The sequence below is a fragment of the Terriglobus roseus genome, from assembly GCF_900102185.1.
Lineage (GTDB): Bacteria > Acidobacteriota > Terriglobia > Terriglobales > Acidobacteriaceae > Terriglobus > Terriglobus roseus_A.
In genome coordinates, this window is the sequence record NZ_LT629690.1 from 545,443 (window position 1) to 563,339 (window position 17,897).

General features: G+C 54.4%; 11 protein-coding genes. 3 read left to right on the forward strand and 8 right to left on the reverse strand.

Annotation, left to right across the window (positions count from 1 at the left end; all coding sequences use genetic code 11):
• Positions 1-32: 32 nt before the first annotated feature.
• Both BLT38_RS02555 and BLT38_RS02560 read right to left on the reverse strand, forming a co-directional pair.
• Positions 33-1,871 (reverse strand): phosphoenolpyruvate carboxykinase (GTP), encoded by a 1,839-nt coding sequence (locus BLT38_RS02555; protein ID WP_083346882.1) that lies wholly within the window; start codon positions 1,869-1,871, stop codon positions 33-35.
• A 179-nt stretch (positions 1,872-2,050) separates the two neighbouring features.
• Positions 2,051-3,553: a GGDEF domain-containing protein gene (locus BLT38_RS02560; RefSeq protein ID WP_083343767.1), complete on the reverse strand. Its 1,503-nt coding sequence runs from the start codon at positions 3,551-3,553 to the stop codon at positions 2,051-2,053.
• Positions 3,554-3,807: 254 nt separating this feature from the next.
• Between BLT38_RS02560 and BLT38_RS02565 the strand changes: the two genes are divergently transcribed.
• Positions 3,808-4,242 (forward strand): NUDIX domain-containing protein, encoded by a 435-nt coding sequence (locus BLT38_RS02565; protein ID WP_231966700.1) that lies wholly within the window; start codon positions 3,808-3,810, stop codon positions 4,240-4,242.
• Here BLT38_RS02565 and dinB read toward each other — a convergent pair.
• The gene (dinB, locus tag BLT38_RS02570) at positions 4,219-5,334 is read right to left on the reverse strand and encodes a DNA polymerase IV (RefSeq protein WP_083346883.1); all 1,116 of its coding nucleotides are present in this window, start codon (positions 5,332-5,334) and stop codon (positions 4,219-4,221) included. The genes BLT38_RS02565 and dinB overlap by 24 nt on opposite strands.
• 321 nt (positions 5,335-5,655) lie before the next feature.
• Here dinB and BLT38_RS02575 point away from each other — a divergent pair, with 321 nt between their 5' ends.
• Positions 5,656-9,699 carry an Ig-like domain-containing protein gene (locus tag BLT38_RS02575; protein WP_083343769.1) on the forward strand — a complete coding sequence of 1,348 codons (4,044 nt, stop codon included), beginning with the start codon at positions 5,656-5,658 and terminating at the stop codon, positions 9,697-9,699.
• 50 nt (positions 9,700-9,749) lie between these two features.
• Here BLT38_RS02575 and BLT38_RS02580 read toward each other — a convergent pair whose 3' ends face one another.
• From BLT38_RS02580 to BLT38_RS02610, 5 genes are all read right to left on the reverse strand, one after another.
• Positions 9,750-11,048 carry a PepSY-associated TM helix domain-containing protein gene (locus BLT38_RS02580; protein ID WP_083343770.1) on the reverse strand — a complete coding sequence of 433 codons (1,299 nt, stop codon included), beginning with the start codon at positions 11,046-11,048 and terminating at the stop codon, positions 9,750-9,752.
• A gap of 20 nt (positions 11,049-11,068) precedes the next feature.
• On the reverse strand, positions 11,069-14,218 hold the full coding sequence (locus BLT38_RS02585) for a TonB-dependent receptor (protein WP_083343771.1): 3,150 nt from the start codon (positions 14,216-14,218) through the stop codon (positions 11,069-11,071).
• Positions 14,219-15,416: 1,198 nt separating this feature from the next.
• Positions 15,417-16,397, reverse strand: coding sequence for a hypothetical protein (locus BLT38_RS02600; protein WP_083343774.1), 981 nt, complete (start codon positions 16,395-16,397; stop codon positions 15,417-15,419).
• 53 nt (positions 16,398-16,450) lie between these two features.
• Positions 16,451-16,756, reverse strand: a complete 306-nt coding sequence (locus BLT38_RS02605; RefSeq protein ID WP_083343775.1) for a DUF5362 family protein — start codon at positions 16,754-16,756, stop codon at positions 16,451-16,453.
• 68 nt (positions 16,757-16,824) lie between these two features.
• A complete protein-coding gene (locus tag BLT38_RS02610) occupies positions 16,825-17,190 on the reverse strand; it encodes a hypothetical protein (RefSeq protein WP_083343776.1) in 366 nt (121 codons plus the stop codon).
• A gap of 69 nt (positions 17,191-17,259) precedes the next feature.
• Here BLT38_RS02610 and BLT38_RS02615 point away from each other — a divergent pair, with 69 nt between their 5' ends.
• Positions 17,260-17,892, forward strand: a complete 633-nt coding sequence (locus tag BLT38_RS02615; protein ID WP_172838117.1) for an ECF-type sigma factor — start codon at positions 17,260-17,262, stop codon at positions 17,890-17,892.
• The last annotated feature ends 5 nt before the right edge of the window (positions 17,893-17,897 follow it).

Below are 17,897 nucleotides of genomic sequence, written 5' to 3' on the forward strand. Positions count from 1 at the left end.
CGGCGAGTGCCGCGTTCTTTCTTTGTGAATCACTATAGCCTGCAGATGAGGAGCTCGCGCTCGTAGATCATCTCTGGTGGCAGATGATCGTGGAGTAGAAGGAAGACTTCCTCGTGGCCCATGACTTCGCGTTTCCATGTGGCGCGGTCGACCGTCTCCAAATCGTTGAATTTGTCTTCGGGGAAGTCGAGGCCGTTCCAGTTGATGTCGTGATACTTGGGAATCCAGCCGATGGGTGTTTCCTGTCCGCGCACACGACCTCGCACGCGATCGACGATCCACTTGAGCACGCGCATGTTTTCGCCGTAGCCGGGCCACAGGAATTTGCCGTTCTCATCTTTGCGGAACCAGTTCACATGGAAGATGCGTGGTGTGCTGGTGAGTTCGCGCTGCATCTTGAGCCAATGACGGAAGTAGTCGCCCATGTGATAGCCGCAGAAGGGCAACATAGCCATGGGGTCGCGGCGGACAATTCCTACTGCGCCACCGGCTGCTGCAGTTTGTTCGCTGCCCATGGTTGCGCCGACGTAGACACCGCTGGACCAGTTGAATGCCTGGTAGACGAGAGGCATGGTGGTGGCGCGACGGCCGCCGAAGATGATGGCGTTGAGCGGTACGCCTTGCGGGTTTTCCCAATCGGGATCGATGGTGGGGCACTGTGAAGCAGGCGCGGTGAAGCGGCCGTTGGGATGTGCTGCGGGTGTCTTTGATGCCGGAGTCCACGGTTCGCCACGCCAGTCGAGCGCTTCAGCGGGCGGCTTGTCCGTCATGCCTTCCCACCAGATGTCGCCGTTGGGTACACCGTTCTTTGTCACGAGCGCAACATTGGTGAAGATGCTGTTCTTGCGCAACGTCGCCATGGCGTTGTGATTGGTCTTGTCACTGGTGCCGGGGGCGACGCCGAAGAAACCTGTCTCAGGATTCATGGCGCGTAGCTGGCCAGTGGCGTCGGGCTTGATCCATGCGATGTCGTCGCCTACTGTCCATACTTTCCAGCCTTCGAATCCTGCAGGGGGGATGAGCATGGCGAAGTTGGTTTTGCCGCAGGCAGAAGGAAAGGCTGCGGCGACGTAGGTCTTTTCCGTTTTGCCGTTTTCATCCGCGGGCGATTCCACGCCGACGATGAGCATGTGCTCTGCCATCCATCCTTCATCGCGACCGATGGCCGAGGCGATACGGAGAGCGAAGCACTTCTTGCCCAGTAGAGCGTTGCCGCCGTAGCCAGAGCCGTAGCTCCAGATCTCGCGTGTTTCGGGATAGTGGACGATGTACTTCGTGTCGTTCTGCGGCCAGGGGACATCTTGTTGGCCGGGTGCGAGTGGTGCGCCTACAGAGTGGACGCAGGGGACGACGCGCTTGTAGTCCTTGTCGATTTCCGCGTAGACGGGCAGGCCGATGCGGGCCATGATGCGCATGTTCACGACGGCATATGCGGAGTCCGTAAGTTGCACGCCGATCTGGCTCATCGGCGAGCCGACGGGGCCCATGCTGAAGGGCATGACGTACATGGTGCGGCCCTTCATGCTGCCTTTGAAGAGTGCCTTCAACTTGCGGCGCATGACGAAGGGATCTTCCCAGTTGTTGGTGGGGCCAGCGGCGTCTTTTGAGAGCGAGCAAATGAAGGTGCGATCTTCCACGCGGGCCACGTCGTTCGGCGAGGAACGTGCGTAAAAGCATCCGGGCCACTTCACGGGATCGAGGCGCGTGAAGGTTCCGGCTTCGACGAGTTCGTTGCAGAGTTGTTCGTTCTCCGCATCGGAGCCGTCGAGCCAATGAATGCGGTCGGGCTGGCAGAGGTCCGCCGTTTTTTCCACCCACTTAATGAGGTGTCGATTTGTTGTTGGGGGAGTGTTGCTGGGAATTGATGCCATCCAAGGGCCTCCGGAGCGTCTGCGATAGACGTTTGACGCGCCGGTCATCATTGTCCTCCTTACGGGACGACAGGCAAAGTATGCGTGTGCGTTAATCGCACGCACGTGCGAAATCTGCTTCGGTTAGCGGGCGCGCAGAAGCTGAGGTTTTCGGTATCGAAACGGTTTCTTACGCAGCGTTATTGTTCGATGCGGTTGCGGCCTGCGTGCTTTGCGCGATAGAGGGCGTTGTCCGCGGCACGCAGCAGATCAGAGGGCGCGCCGATGTGCTGACCTTCATGTGTGGCTACGCCGATGCTGATGGTGATGTAACCGAGTTCGGTCTGCGTGTGAGGGAGTTTCAACGCTTCGACATTGGTGCGGATTCGTTCCGCTGTTTGCCATGCGCTTTCTGCATTGGTTTCGGGCAGAAGGACGGTGAACTCTTCACCGCCGAGACGCGCAGCAATATCGGTAGCTTGCCGCAACGATCTTTGAAGCGAGGCAGAGATGAGGCGCAGGCACTCGTCTCCGTGGGCGTGCCCGTAATGATCGTTCAGCAACTTGAAGTGGTCGATGTCGATCATGAGCAGACTGAACGAAGTGTGTGCCTCATTGTTTTTGCGCCATTCGTGATCGAGTGAAAGGTCGAGGCTGCGTCGGTTGGCAAGACCTGTAAGTGCGTCCGTAAGTGAGAGCGTTTCGAGCTGATCTCGGGCTTCCTGCAGGTTTCGTTGCGAATGCATATAGCGAAGCTGCAGGACAGTGACGCGGGTGCCATAGATAAGGGCTGCAAGAACGATAGCGCCAGAGCCGATGTAGAAATGCGTGCGGATGACTGCCAGGCCAAGTGCTATCAGGATCAGTGTGAAGAACACGGGGCTGGCATGGCGAATGAACTGTCCTAAAGGTTGTTGGTCATCCGAAGCGCGCGCTTTTGCTGCTGGCTGTTGGACCGTGAGGACAAGAATAAGAACGAGAAATGGCACGTCGCTGAGAAGAGCAACGTAATCCATAACGCCCTGTAGGATCAGGTCGAGCTGGTTATAGAGGATGGCGAAAAAACCATACGTCCAAAGGAAGATGTTGAGCGTGCGGAAGAAGTCACGCATGTCTTCTTTCGAGATGGAGATAAGGCGAAGTGCTGCCGCTAATGCCAGCACTACATTTTCTGTTGCGTAGGCGAATGCAAGAACAGAGTCCGAGATGGGATGTACTGGCTTACCCCAAAAAGGGAATGTAGTGAAGATGAGAAGGTAAGTGAGCGTCGCCGCTACTGAGATCTGAACCGTGTCGAGCCAGACGAAGAGTGGTACGCGTTCCTTCCGTTCCGGTAGCGAGATGGCCAAGACAATGGGAACTCCATATAGAAAGTATGGGAGATCCGCATACGATGCCTGTGAAATATCGGAATGCAGAACGACTTCTTCCCACGCTGCGCGCGCGGAGCCGCATTCCCACAGAAAGATGGCAGCGCTGAAGAGTTGCCAGTAGAGTCGAGTGTCTGGCGTCGCGCTGCGTGTGCGTGCAATGCAGAAGATGAGTGCAATTGCGACAACGACGATAGAGAAGACATGAGAGATGACCGTGCGTTGCGCGGGGAACAGGGCCAGGGAAACCGCGTGGATCACAAGAAAGCCAAGAGCGAAGGCCAGTCCCTGTGATCGCGAAAGATATTCCTGCGTTTCGTTCTTCGTGCTCACTCGATGTCTTCCGCCTCTCGATGAGACGAACAGGTTAGCACTGCCTTCCCAAGGAAACGAATGACACAAAAGAGGATGTAGTCGCGTACGAGCGTGATATCAGATCCCACATCGAAGGCAAGCTTCCTGCGATGACGATATTTGCGGATTCATTCTGACGGAGGGAAGATTGGACGTGTGCGGAAAATAAAGGGAAGGGATTCTGTTCTTACAGCCAAATGGCCAAACGTACCAAGCAAAGTGCAGGCCTCCTTATGTTTCGCAAGAGAGCAGAGGTTTTCGAGGTCTTTCTTGTTCATCCCGGCGGTCCGTTCTGGGCTAAGAAGGATGTTGGCGCATGGACTGTGCCCAAGGGTGAATTTACGAACGATGAGGGACCTCTCGCAGCCGCGCAACGAGAATTCATCGAAGAGACCGGCTTCATCCCGCAAGAGCCTTTTCTTGAACTTGGTTCGGTTACTCAGAAGTCCGGAAAGGTTGTGTTTGCGTGGGCCTTTGAAGGGGACTGCGATCCGGCGGACCTGAGAAGTAATACCTGCGAGATTGAGTGGCCTCCGCGTTCAAAGCGCCTTGTGACCATCCCTGAAGTGGATCGTGGTCAATGGTTCACACCGTCTGTCGCCAAAACATATCTTCGAACGGAACAGCACGCTTTTCTGTCGCGCTTAGAGGATTTGCTCCGCCAGTAGAGAGAAAGAGTCTTCGGTGCTTTCGTCTTCCGCGTTCTCGCGCTCAAAATTGCTGAGACCCACGCCGACCAACCGATAAAGTTGCTCCTGCGGCAATCCGACTTTAGCGCAGAGTGCAAGCGCGGTGTCTGTCAACACTTCGCAGCTTTCAATTCGTTCACGGGATGTGAGACTTCGCGTGAGTGATTGAAACTCTTTCGTTTTCAGTTTGAGAACAATCGTTTTTGCTCCGCGGGCGTTGGCATTCGACGCTTTCCATATCTTTTCGGCAAGGCGTTGGATGTGCACATTGCACGCTTCGAGAGGGATGTCATCGGGGAAGGTATCTTCCGCAGAGATTTGTTTGCGCACGCGATTTGACACGACAGGGTTGTGATCAATGCCTCGTGCAAGCTCATAAAGACGTTGCGCATAGCTGCCGAAGGCTTGTTCCAGTGTCGCGATATCCATGGCGTGAATGTCGCCCACGAGCTTAATGCCGACCTCAGCCATACGTGCCTCGGTGACTTTTCCAACGCCGGGGATGCGGCCTACAGGAAGCGTGAGGAGGAATGATTGTGCCTCGTGTGGCTGAATAACGAACTGTCCGTTCGGCTTTCGCCAATCGGACGCGATCTTCGCAAGAAACTTATTGGGTGCGATGCCTGCTGAAGCAGTCAGGTGAAGTTCATCCCATATCTCCTGACGAATCTTCTTCGCCACCAGCGTTGCTGTTGGCAATCCCTGTTTGTTCTGCGTCACGTCAAGATAGGCTTCGTCGAGCGAGAGTGGCTCAATGTGGTCTGTGTGTCGTGTGAAGATTTCTCGCACACCTTGGGATGCCGCTTTATATCGCGTGAAGTCAGGTGGGATAAAGATTGCATGGGGGCATAGCCGTTCCGCACTTACTGCCGGCATTGCGGATCGAACGCCGAACTTCCTCGCTTCATACGACGCGGCGCAAACGACGGAACGTTTTCCCTTCCATGCGACCACGACCGGACGGCCACGCAGATTCGGATCGTCTCGCTGTTCGACGGATGCATAGAACGCATCCATGTCCACATGAACGATCTTGCGGTGTCCGAGCAAGGTGATCTGTTCGTCAATCATGACAATGCCTGCGTGTGCCGTCGCCAATGGTAAAGAAGCGGTATCTCAATGCTTTGCGAGCTATGTGCGTCCCGATGGAAGCCCTGGAGATATTCTTCCATATTCGCCGTGTGTTCGCCTAGTGGTATTTGCTACTTCGCCCGCGTTGATGCGCTCACTCAAACCCATTCACACTCGTGCAGAACCACATGGTCAATGCATGTAGTGCCACCATCGGTTGCTGTGTGGTGACCACTATAGGTTCTGGCTTTCTTTCTTCATAGGCTTGCGAAGCGACGTTTTGTCAGCAAATACACGCTCCGCAAAAGTGAGGTTGTACCTATGAAATCGTTAAGAAAGTTATGTACGCTAGCCGCGCTTGTGTCGTCAGTCGGAGTATTTGCTCAGACCGCACCGGTGGCTGGCGTGACGTCAACCGCCAATGTTCGGAACCGTGCGACGGTCTCTTTTCCGTCCGCAACGCCAGGCTCCAATCTGCAATCGGCTATCGTCCAGTTTCCGCAGGGAACACGGACTGAAACGGTAAAGGCAAAACTCAACGGCAAGGATGTTAGCGCAAAGTTTTCTGCAACTCCTTGTTCCGGTAAGGTGTGCCTGACCGCACAGCTTGGTTCGGACGATGGTGTCATCGACGGAAATAACACACTCTTTGCGACAGCGAAGAATCAGGATGGAACGGCTTCCAGCACGCGCACACATTTTGTTAGCGGCGCAGCGTCAGCCACATCGCAAGGGTTGCACGCGTTGGCTGTCAGTGCTGATGTCACAGCATCGAGCCTGCCTACCTATAGCAGCTTCCTTCCGCCTTCGATTAGGTTCTATACACTCGTATCGGGTGGTCCTGGGGCCAGCCAGAACTGGTTCCAGCTTGGTACCAAGTCCAGCTCCGTTCTGGCTTCGGGAAGCTGCGCTAGTTCGAGCATGTACAGCGTCATCCTGGTGGATCGCCGGACGCTTACGCAGTCAGGCTCGTCGCAGTGCTACAACGATGGCGTTTCACTGTCATCGGCGCTGCAGAATCTGGCAAGCCAAACGCCAGTTGCAAACGACCTGGTGATTGTGGGAACGAACTATGGGCAGAACACGGATGCAGGAAGTGCCATGGCACAACTCAACACCAGCGCGATTGGTGGACGTGCTTACAATTGCAACGCCAATGGTTCTGGTAGCACCTGCACAGGTGGTCCGCTCGGGACTTCGAATGATGTGCCCCAGGGATATCTGGCCATCGGCGTTTTGAATGGCAAGCCTGGATCGGCTTTCGAGTACTACAAGACGAATGGCAGTCCAATACCGAATACGTTTGCCACTGGCATGTTGATGCAGGACGCGAATGGAAACTACAACTTCCAGTCGTCGAACAACGTGGAATACACGGTCCAGCCGGGAACAGCGCAGCAGAGCGCGCAGATCAAGATTATTAACGCGCCGAGCCTGCCAGGACAGACTGCTGTCTATACTCCGCCCACAGGCACCAATGGCTTTTGGGTCCTGGTTATGGATCGTGGGAGCTTGTCGACTTCCACCGCGTGTTCGGGCAGCGGCAGTGGACAAAACGTTACCTTCGCGAACTGCGGTATTTTCTATCCACTCGGTGCGAATGGCGGAAACGCCACCATGATTAACGCCATGGCGCAGACACTTCAGTCTGTGCGGAGTGATCAAGTCGTGTTTCTGACAACTGTAGGAACCGCTGGCTGGGGCGATGCGACGACCATGGCGAGCGATAACAACACACCAAACAACACGATTGAACTGGCGAATGCGCTGGGATCACTGGGCATTCCGGATAAGTCCATCCTCTATACCGGCGCGACCAATTCGACTTATACGTTTGTCGCCAGCCCTGCCTTTGGCAATCCGATCTCTGGACATGATGTGCTGTCCTCTTCCTACTTCACACAACAGGGACACAGTGGCTATGTACACGGCACGCTTGCGCGCGATAGCTATGGTTTGTATGAACCGGCACATACGGAACAGCAGCAGGCCGCTACTGATACAGCGGATCTGCAGTTGGGTTTGATCAACTCGCAACAGCCGCAGGAATGGCCTGAATTTATTACTGCGCTTGCGACAGGAAACACCCTGACAGGTCAGACGCAGGCATACCAGTACCTCAGCTATTACCTGCTGAACCAGTGGTACGTGGCAGGCCAGTTGAACAGCAGCGGTGCAGCTCAGCCGGGTGTAACCGGAACTTATGCGTACGACATTCACTACTTCTTCACGGGATCGTTGAATACCCTTTTGGACTATCACACTTATGATCCGGCGAATGCTACATATCCGGGTGCATCGTGGACCTCGCCGGACGGAACCACGCTGAGTTTCACACAGCAGGAATTCAATTCGGTGAAGTATCAGCTTCATAACGAGATTGTTGACCTGACGAACGTACTTACTTACTTCGTGACTGGTTCCACCAACCTGAAGGACCTTGTGGCCGCAGGCAATGCCAATGCTGCGCTGAGCCTGATTCAGGCGTCCAGCGACATTCAGGCAAACCTGGAAGCGAGCCAAATTCAGGCGCAGACCACAACACCGGCGACGCTGAGCCCGTGGCACATCATGCATATGGTCGCCTCAGATGTAAGCCCCTATGTATCGTTCGCGACCGATGGTGTCGTGAACCCGGACGACATTGCATTGGCAAACAAAGCGATTGGCTTCGTGAGTGACCTGTTCTCCGCGGCCGGTAGCACTGGCGGCGGACTCAGCAGCGGCGATACATCCGCGCAAAAGGAGATCCCACGGCTTGACTACCGTTTAGATACCACGATTGGTCAGATTGCAGGTTCGGATTTGCAGGGCCAGTTTCTGGCGGGCTTTGATTCCACGCTGGATTCCATTACCGGTGACTGGGGTAAGTTGAATGCGTTGGGTGGTCAGAGCATCACGCAGTCTCCGCTCTTTGCACCCACGCAGGCAACACAGAACCAAGTGATTCAGATGATCACAAAGGCTTCGCAGAAGAGTCTGTATGTCTCGCTGATTCCGCAGATCTATCAGGCACACAAGTGGGGCATGTATGGCCAGACAGCGACTGCTGATATGGGATACACCGCAAACGGTGACACCAATTCGTGCAAGGCGTTCTATGACAACACAACAACAGCCTGGGTGGCTGTGTGGTATCCCACCTACGGAGGCACGTCCTACTGGGAGTCCTGGAAGACAGTGAACAACAACCCAGACTTCCCGTTCAAATATGTCTATAACGCGCCCTTCTACGATTGGTATGTTCTTTCGCTTCCGTTCACGAGTCAGGGTGGTAGTGGTGCGCGAGCAACCGCAATGGACGCGAATATGTCGAACATACTATTCGGTAACAGTTCGAACTCTGTGAACTTTGTGCGCGATGAGTTTGTGGCTGGTGGTGGACCGATGCAGGTTCGCATCACCGACGGCGGGACCTCTGAATTTGATCTCGCGTTCGAGTGGGACAGCGCCAACCCGATCAATAAAAACTTCTCACCCGATACGAATGCCATTGGCATTCATACCGCAAACGTTTGCTCTGTCTCGCAATTCAATGGCGTGAGTGCAACAGCACCGACGTCGCAGGATACGGTGACGACACTCACTGTTCCGGGAAGCTCCGTGCTGGGCATCGACGTAACCTACAGCGCGAAGATCACTAAGACCATTGGGACTGGAGTTCCGGCAGGCTTTGTGGAATTCCGTGACAATGACCAGACTGTGGCGAACGTCGCTTTGGATGGAACCGGTAATGCGACCTATACAGCGAAAGGTTTGTCGCTGGGCAACCATGGCATCTCGGCCTACTATCTTCCGAGCGACGGTAGTCAGCCTTCCAATTCAGCAGCAAGCTCGCTGATGGTTTATGCCAATACACCGGACATGATCCTTGGACTATCGCAATCCTCACTAAATGTGACTTACGGCACAACTTCTTCAGCGGTCACCCTGAAGCTGCAGTCACTGTCGGGTATGGCAGGAACTGTGAACTATGCATGCTCAGGTTTGCCTGTAGGTATGACGTGCAGCTTCTCGCCTGCGAGCAACACAGTCACGGACGGCGGGACGGCAAGCACCACGTTCACTGTCTCGGGAAACGTTCTCACGAGCACTTCCGGATTTAGCTCGGTGAGGGGATGGGCGATTGTGTTGATGTCAGTACCGCTCTTGCTTGTGGCGACGCTGCGCAAAACAGCAACCCGAGGACGACTGCTGTGCTCGCTGCTTCTGATGATGGTTGCCGCGGCTAGCCTGACGGGATGCGGCGGCAATTCGACCCCTGCTTCGCCCACGCTGAAAGATACGGGAACAAAGACCGTGTTGATCACTGCAACGGCGGGTAGCGTGACGAGAGCTGTACCGTTAACCGTTACGGTTCAGTAGCCTCAGTAGCTCTGTCGGCCAGTAAAGGAGTGGAGACATTCTTTTACTGGCTACAACAGGGAATCGGGTGTCAACTTGTGTATCAGTCCTGGAGTGCAAGCAAGAACGCAGAGCAATAAGAGACACCAGGAGAGTGCATCCCACCATCCGTCTCCGATGAGTGCGGAAAGGAGCCCGCAGAGGGATGTGATGGCTAATACGATGGGCCAACGATAGATTTGTAGAGACGAACGTGGTCGTTGATGAGCGTGTCTTCGCGGAGTTTTGTCTGCAACGAACTCAGTCGCCCTGCCTTTACCAACCCAAAGCATGATGCCACTTATCAACACTGTGATTGCAACTAAGTCCAATGCGGCCCAAAGGAACTTCAACGGTAATCCACCGTAATCGCCAAAGTGAAGCGGACGCGATACCTCAACGGTGTGGATGTACCACGGGAACTGCGTTGAGGACGTCACGATACCTGTCGTCGCGTCCACGAGAACCGGTGTGAAGATGCGTGACGTGATCGGCGTGCGGCCTTTGGTGTAGATCAGGTAGTGCCACGGTGTTGTTGTTGGTCCGGGAAAGACGATGCCTGTGACTTTCATTCCGGGCAATGCACGACGCGCGGCAGCGGCCGCTACGTCCGGTGTGACGATGTTCGTTGCAGGTGGATGTCCTTTGTATGAAGCAAGCACGGAGATTGCAGACTGCTTTTGCCAAAGCGCGAATAGTGGTGCGGAGATAGCATTCAGAATGCCTGTGCCACCAACAACCAGCATCCAGCAGAGCGCTGAAGCGCCCAATAGATTATGCAGGTCTAACCAATGCGTACGATGTGGTGTCGGGCGAACTGTGCCGAAAGGCAGGCGGCGCATGAATGGCCCATACACGACTATCCCGCTGATCAGTGCGAGCACAAACAGCAGAGCCATTGCGCCCATGAACAGTTCGCCGGGAACACCTGCGAACAGACCGCGATGCAGCGCGAGCACTTTTTCCATCACGCTATTGCCTTGCGTGCCAGAAGAAAGCGGTGCAGCAGTGCTTGCGTGATACACGTCGATGACGCGACCTTTGATCGCTTTGCCTACAACGGCAACGCGTATCTCAGGCGCATCTTCTTCGATGGTCATGAAAGCGGGATGCGCTCCGGGGTGACGAATCAAGGCTAGATCTACAAAGTGCTGCAGAGGAATGGCGGGAATTTCAATTGCCTCTTCTGTTTGCGGCTTACCAATCTGTTCCAACTCATCACCGAAGATGAGTGGAAGACCCGTGATGCATGAAATTAGCAGGAAGACGGTGCAGACAAGGCTGGTCCATCGATGCAGTTTGTACCATCTACGAAGTGAATGCGACTGCATGGATGAACCAACCCTCCTGTTTAGAAGTGGAACTTTAGTGCGGCCTGCAGCGAACGCGGCCCACCTGTTTGATACAGCGAGTTCAATCCGCCAAGCTGATTGTTCAGAGTGCCGGAAGTGGTGCCGAACAGCGTCGCTCCCGTTGCCAGGTTGTTGTACACGCTGCCATAAATTGCATGGTTCAGCAGGTTAAACGCCTCCATACGGAACAGGATGCCAGCGCGATGGTAGATGGGGAAGTCGCGCTGGACTGCGAGGTTCTGCTCTACAGCGTCGTAACCCCGGACGGAGTTGCGGCCTGAGTTGCCTTCCACATATGCCGTTACACCGCCCGCTGCTGTTGTGGCGGCTTTGAAGGCGTTGTAGTTGATGCGGCGACCGCTGGGAACTGTGCTGTCCTGCACATAGATCGGCTGTCCTGCCACCATGTTCGGGTGATAGTTCAACTGCGCACCGCTGCCACCACCAATCGTGGTGTAACCAATCAGATCAATTGGAAGCCCAGAGCGTGCCGTTGTACGCGAAACGAAGGACCAGTGCGACAGCACGGCATTGGCTACAGCGTTGCGATAGCCACTTGGAACTTCATACGTAAGCGCCATCTCAAAGTTGTTGCGAACGTCAAAGTCCGAAGGTCCACGCAACTGTGTATATACGGCAAGGTTGTTCGAGGCATCATCCAGCGAATGCGCCCACGTGTACGACGCGAGCATCTGCAATCCACGTGAGAGTCGGCGCTCAAACTGAACTTGCAATGAGTGGTAGTCCGCGGATGCTCCATTCGTCGTCAGGTACAGATAGGAAGACGCGCTGAAATTCCTGTTGCCAAGGTAGTACGGTAGATACTGCTTCGACAGATACAGCTGCCGTCCTACAGAGCCAACATAAGTAACCTTCAGCGTTTGGCTCTGTCCCAAGCCCTGTTCCACTGCTGCGTTCCACTGCACGCTGTATGGCGAACTCAGCTTCGGATTCGTCGCATACACGTTTGCCGCATAGGGTGCGGCAATATTTGGCGCAGGAATTGTGTCAACCTGCGTTTGTGTCAGCGGGAATGCAGCGCCCACTGTAGAGATTGTCGCTGACGAACCTAAACCGCCGTATCCCTGCGAAGCATTCGCCGCGCCGAGGCTATAGAACAAACCGCCACCAAGACGAAGTATCGTCTCGTGTCCGGGTGTTTGATGTGCTTGATATGCAATACCAAAGCGCGGCGCCACATTGCCATAACGCGTTTGCCATAGCTTCGTTCCCTTATTTGCAACTGCAAGCGTCGCGGGGTCTGCACTTGTCACAGCGAAAGGATCATTGCCTGCGTCATCATGTGGAGCAGGGTTCACATCCCAGCGAACCCCATAGGAAAGGCTCAAGCGGGGCGTGGTCTTCCACTCATCCTGAACAAAGGCTGAGTAGTTCTCGTATGTCGGTCGCATCGCGCCGGAATACTTCTGGCCAATGATCGCTGTCATCGTGTTGGCGCGCAGTTCAGCTTCTGACAATACGTATGCAAACTCGTATAACGGAGGTCGCGATTGCGAAGTCAACAGCCTGCGATAGTCAAAGCCAAAGTGCAGCGTGTGCCGACCGACCGAAGCCGTCAGTGTATCCACTACGTTGATCTGTCGCTGCCGCGTAGCGCCCGGAGCGACATAGGTCAGAGCATGCAGGTCGTAAAAAATATTGAAGATGAATGAGTCCTGGGTTGGGTTCGCATAGCCAGGTAGGCCGCCGAGACTCAAGGGAGTTGCTCCACCAAAATTGGTTAGCGTTGCTGCGCTGTCTGCATCATTGCCCGTCAGGTTGAAACGTAATTCATTCACGAAGCGCGGCGTGATTACATTTGTTGCACCCAGCGTGATGAGTCTTGTCTTTCCTTTCGAAGCATTCAGCACGGCGAAATTGCCGGAGTTGCGCGTGCTAATGCTCGAAGTCGTATACGCTGCCCGTCCAAAAATGCGGAAGCGATCGCTGAAGCTGTGATCCAGACGCAACGAGCTGGAATCGAGGTTGCTTGGGCTTGAGTACGCAGCTGTGTACGTCGCCAATCCATTGCCTCGGTCTGTTCCAGCATCTGGCACAGGATATGCATTCAATACGGAGCGCAGCGTGGCATTCACTGTTGTGTCTCCGCGCAACGATGCGCTCGGTACACCATTCAGAGTTGCTGCTACAGGCGTACGCAACCGCAAGCCTTCATACGAGAAGAAGAAGAATGACTTGGAGCGTCCGTCATAAAGATGCGGCAACCAGATGGGACCACCTACTGTGCCGCCGAAGTCGTTCTGCCTTTCCGCAAGACGTCCGACTTTGTTGCGGTTGTTGAAGGTGTTGTTAGCATCCAGCACTTCATTGCGGAGGTAGTCATAGGCCGTTCCATGGATAAGGTCCGTTCCGGCGCGCGACACAATGTCGAACTGGCCTCCCGGCGTACGCCCGTACTGTGCTGAGTACGAAGAGGTGGTTGCGCGAAATTCTTGAAGTGCATCAATTGACAGCAGGCTCTGTGTGGTGCCCAGCACTGTCTCGTTCGGCGTCTGTCCACCAAAGCCGGCTCCGTAGCCTATGGTGCCCGGCGACGCCCCCGTGTTCGCAGCCACGCCGTCTACCGTGAAGTAATTGCCTTCGGTGCGCTGACCGTTCACCGTCAGTTCGCCGCTTACGCCTGGCCCCGAGGAAGGTACGAGTGCAACGCCCGGCACAGCAGTTAGCAACGATTGAAAGCTGCGTCCGTTCAGTGGGATATTGTTTACGAAATTGCTGTCGATTACCGTGCTTACGGTGGCGTCGGTGGTGTTCATCACCACATTGCCGCCGTTTACCGTAACGATCTGGCTGTCTCCCCCAGCCTGCAGAGTCACATCAAGCGAGACTTTGCCCGCCACGTCCAGCTTTACGCTGTCGATCTGCTGAGGAGCAAAACCGGAGGCACTCACCTTTACCGTGTATCGGCCCGGTTCGAGCGAGGGAACCACATACAAACCGGCTCCGTTTGTCTCACCCTGCCAGCGCAGGTGGGTGTCCACATTTTCAACGCTCACAGTTGCATTTGGAATGACTGCATGAGCGGCATCACGAACCAAACCGGAAAGCTGCGCACTTTGTGCAAAGGCAGCACTGGAAGACAGAACAACACAGGAAAGGGCAAGTGCCCTTTCAACAGAAAATCGCATCGCGTAGCCTCTTCTTGGGCAGCCCAAAGACGCGCGATTCATTTCTAATGAAGAAACGGTATCTCGCCTTTTCGGGTGCCGTATATGGGCCTTCGCGGTGCTTCGCCAAAAGACTGCCGCGGAGGCCTCATGTTTCTTTAGTAGAGAATATACGACAATTGTGGTCCGAGTTGAGTCCTGACCAATAATGGCATTCAGATTTCAAGCCGGTTAAAATTTGGTAATCGGTTAATATTTTTTGCCGTCTAACCGGACATCTGTCGCAGTAAGCGCCTTGCGTGCGATGCGATCGATGATTCAGGGTATTCCGATTCCAAATCCCGGCCCGTCCTAGCCTGCATGGTTATGAAGTGCAGGTGATGAACGGGGCGAATTTTTTTGCGTGTTGATATCGCATGCGATATCAGGTGCTTTGCAATCGATTGTTCAGATTGCTTAGACAAGTATTGAGGCTTTAAGAAATGCAGTACGCCGCTGGCGATTATTTGTTTTTTGCACTTTTTCTTCTTCTCGTCTGGTTTGCAGTTTCCTTCACGTCAGAGCGTGGGCTTGTTTATCGCTGGAGGAAGGTCTTTCATGACCTAAAACGCGACTACAGAGGTTCCAAGAGCAAGTTGGTATGGCTGTCTCTTTCCGTCGCACTGCGAGGAACTCACTAAACGGGGAAACATCACCGTCAGTGTTGGTTATTTGGGATTAGATATAGGGTCGGCTTGATGATTGAGAGAGGCCAACGCCTGGTGCAATGCAGCTTGCGGCCATTGGTTTAAGCGTTCCCGGATTGTCGGGGGTATTGGGACCGAGCTATTGTGTTCTGCCCATGCCCTAACCACCCCGCCTCTGTTCAGTATGAGCACTTCGATGACGTCGTCGTTGAGATCGAGAAGTAACACGCCCTCTTCTTCTCCTCCTAAATGTGCTCGGTTACCTCCCGAACTCATGACCCCGTTGCTCGTTTTTAGCGGGTCTGCTGGGTCCATGTTCATCTGGAGTGTTTGGAACTGTTCGCTTCCCAAGAGTGCAATTAGCCTGTTGCGCAATGGCTGTGTCTTCCAGATGTCCCATGGCCCTAACCCGGCCTTTGTACTGAGATAATCCAATGTCTTCGCCTTTGAAGGCTTATGCCGGAGCTGTGCGTTACTCTCGATTGAGAGCAATGGGAGCAGAAGTAGCGGCAGCACTATTGTCCTGCGTGCGATCAAAAGGCGACTCCTTTCTTCTCCGCATCTTTCATCTTGTTGTCGTCCACTTTCTTCTGCGCAGCCAGATACTGACCATGAGTCGTTTCGACTGCGCTCCGATAGAGGGCGCCGTTCGTGGCGACCACGAGCAGATCATCCAGCAGATACGTGGTTTGACCCGGTATGAGAGAGCCCTGGAAATACACGCCTACCGTCGCATAGGAACTGCAACGCAGAGCGCCGATGGAAAGTTTCCGCTCGTCATAGCCTTTCGTTACGGTGTCGGATGAGCTTTGCCATTGTTCTGCAAGAAACGGGCTCGTGCAGGTCTCAACGATGCGTTGCAGATCGGGTCCTGTTACCGGGTGCCCCTGTGTATCCATGACCCAAAAGAAACTGGCCCCAGAAGGGAAGGCGTGAGGAACGTAGTTTTCTTTGCCATACTTCGTACGCATGCCTTCGATCGCACTTGTATACGTTGGTTGTTGTCCTTTTGGATAGTGCACCCTGTGTCCTACGGCCATTACAAAGCTGTCGTTCGGCTGCGTGGTAAAGGCGACCTCGTATTGTTCGAAGATCTGACCGGAGACTACTGGTGTCTTTGCATGAATTCCTGAGGTAAGTGTCTGGCCGGGTATTAGCTGATGAACATAGGTTTCGGGAGTTATCTGCAGCGCGCCGTTGTGGGCTCTGACGATGGACGGGACGTCTTTGGCACTCATGCCCAGCTTGATTTCGGTGACCTCAATGAAACCGGCAGAAGCAGCAAGGGAAGCGGTAAGTTGTGGTGTGCCTGTCTCTGCTGTCTCATGAAAGCCTTGGTTCGCAGCGTCGGTAGTGTGTTGCTGCGCGGTGGCTGGCTGACCACTGCTCTTGGTTGCTTGCGATGTTTGCTTCGCAGCTTGCTTGAGCTTCTCCCATGCGCTTTGAGCCGGTGTAATTGAAGGGATAAGCAGAAGGGTAGTAAACACTAGAACGTTCTGGGATAGTTGCCGCATCAATTTCCTCTCTATGTTTGTGAAGGTTTGGAATACGAAACTGGTATTTAAGCTCATTCAGGAAGTGAGTCAAGCGAACGGAGATATTCGGTGAACGCTTCGTCACTGACCTGTAGGTTGTGTTTGTAGGCTTTGCGGACGCTGTAACCAACAAACAGCATTGGGATACCCACAATCGCACCAACGAGTGAAGCTGTGAGGATGGTTCCCGCTATGAGCGGAACAATGCCGAGAAGCTTCAGCCGCTTTGTTTCTTGCAACAATTCTTCTTTCTTGGCGAATAAAACGTCGCGGTCGCTCGAGCCGGTGGCTCGCAGAGTGCCAATGACTTGTTGGTGGCTGAGTTTGGTAAGGATCATCTTCTTTTCTCCTGGGTAAATGACATAAAGACCGAACACGATTGCAGATATGGCGCGATGCAGCCTGACTAAGGGGAGGAGCTTTCGACTCGAACGAGGTTTTCCCCCATTCCGTATAAAGAGCCGTCTGGCATTCGTCGCAGGGCCACGTTTGTGAAGGGCATCTGCAGGACGATCGTGTCGTTGTCCTCAGTTCTGTACGCAAAAGCTTGAGTTGATCCGCCCTCTGTGATGTAGGCCATGTTCGACCGGAATTCGATGACACGGTTGGAGAGCGTTCCACGGTAGCTCTCGTTGAGCTTGGCGTGGCAGGCCAACAGCAGTGAAGATGCAAGAGCGGTGATAAAGCCACGCAAGAAGCGCTGCACCGAAGGACGGGCAGCAGAAGATAACCAAATGCGTTGCCTGCTCGAAAGGGAAGCGGATAAGATCACGGCATCCTCCTGTTTCAGACGTACTGCTGCCTCACCGATCCAATGCGCAAAGGGGCTTTCAAAACCGTCATGAGCCTTGATAATTTTTCAAATGATTTCTCGGCCGAATTCGAGGGCACTCTGATCCCGAGCCTTTCCTCGGCTACAGCTCGTGAGCTGGACGAGGTGTTCAGCCTTGCGTACGAGGAACTGCGCAGGTTAGCGCGGACGCTACACAGAAACGAAGCGCACGTGAGCCTTACGCCGACGGCTATCGTGAATGAAGCTTGGATCAAGCTGTCGCGAACACCTTCGGTTGCCTCTGTCTCGCCTCTACATTTCAAGCGCATTGCAGCTCGCGCGATGCGACAGGTGTTGGTGGATGCTGCGCGGCGAAGGAACGCACATCTCAGAGGAAGTGAAATTCAGAAGGTCACTTTCGATGAAGCGTTGTATTCGAAACAACTGGGCGCGCTCGACACCGATCGCGAAGTTTTGGCTCTTGATGCTGCGTTGGAAGAGCTGTCTCGCTTAGAGCCTCGACAGGCTGCTTTGGTTGAAGCCAGATTTTTTGGAGGCTTGGAGATTGCTGAGATCACCTCCCTGCTCGGCATTTCAGAGGCAACAGCGTTACGTGATTGGCGGGCAGCGAAGGCGTGGCTGGCGGTGGAAGTGCGCCGGGCTTTAGCGGGAGATGCAGTTCTATCTGAAAGGCAACGGTAGAACTT